This window comes from Microcoleus sp. N3A4 (genome assembly GCF_036701805.1).
Lineage (GTDB): Bacteria > Cyanobacteriota > Cyanobacteriia > Cyanobacteriales > Microcoleaceae > Microcoleus.
Window position 1 is genome coordinate 1 of sequence record NZ_JAUBRJ010000188.1, and the last position, 1196, is coordinate 1196.

The window sequence follows — 1196 nt, forward strand, 5'->3', positions numbered from 1 at the left end:
TACACTTTATCCGCGCCGCTCGCGAGTCAAAGTCTTTTCAGGTAAGGGTTTTAGGCTTATTCAGCAAGCCCTAACTACTGCACCACATTCGAGACATTTACACGATTGTGTCTGATATTCGACGACTTCAATTGGTTTCGCGACTAGAGTTGCTACTTGCTGAGAGTGGATGTTAATTACTTCACTTAATTCTTGACTGCCACAATTGAGGCAGATTTCCGGTGAGCTAATTTCGGTTCTGTCTACTCGTCCAAACCCTTTTCGGGTTTTTCCCGTCAGGACCTGGTTGTCCACCTGGTTTCTTTTTTTGGTCTGCTTCTGGTTTGACTGTTGGTTTCTCTGATTTCTGGATGAGATCCGTTGATGGGGGTTTTGAAGAGGTTTGACTGGTGGTTCGACTTTTGCCCTCCGCAATAGCTAGTTTTTCTTGTAATTCTGATGATGATTTTTTGCAGCCCCAACACCATTTCCACTCCTTCAGCTTGGCTCAACTGCTCGATTTGGGTTTTTTCTTTCTGTCTGGTGGCTGCGGGCTTTTTCATTCGTTTATTTTACCAGATGCCGCCACTGAAGTTTTTTTTGACCTGAATCCTTACGGAGCATCAATTAAAGTAGAGCAAGTATTTACCAATAGTTACGAACTCCGAGATAGTCGGATAAGGCTAGGCTCAGGAACTTCAAAAACTCCATTTATTACCTTACGTTTGATTGAAGTTCGTTCCGGTAAAATTTGGCATTCTTATTTGACAAGCGTGCTAGCTCCTCATGTATTACCACCCTACGTCGTCGCAGATTTATATCGCAGGCGCTGGAGGATTGAAGATGCTTTTAATACCGTAAAAAGGCTTTTGGGATTAAGTTATTTGTGGACAGGTTCTCTCAACGGCATTCAGCTCCAAATTTGGGGAACTTGGATATTTTATGCGCGGGAGCATCCCGGTTTTGTAAATATCCGAATAAGTGTAAAATAGTTAAAATCAATAAAAGTGTCAAAAAAAGTCGAGAAAAAGAGCCATGACCCATGAAGAACTAGAGCAGTTGCAATTCTTTTCGGCAGAAATTGCTAAAATTTTGTATAACAATACACCGCCAAGTGAACTGACCAGTCTGGAAAATATGGAAAAACATCTCAGGCAACAATGGCTTGAAAAAGTGGGCCCACAAATCGGTTTTTTTTTATCAAAGAAGCAACAGGA

The 1196-nt window shown here is 41.8% G+C and carries 2 pseudogenes; both read left to right on the plus strand.

Annotated elements, in window-relative coordinates:
* Positions 1-596: 596 nt before the first annotated feature.
* Positions 597-926 (plus strand): annotated as a pseudogene (locus QUA56_RS36655) (transposase); the annotation flags it as partial.
* An 88-nt stretch (positions 927-1014) separates the two neighbouring features.
* A pseudogene (locus QUA56_RS36660) lies at positions 1015-1196 on the plus strand (ISKra4 family transposase); the annotation flags it as partial.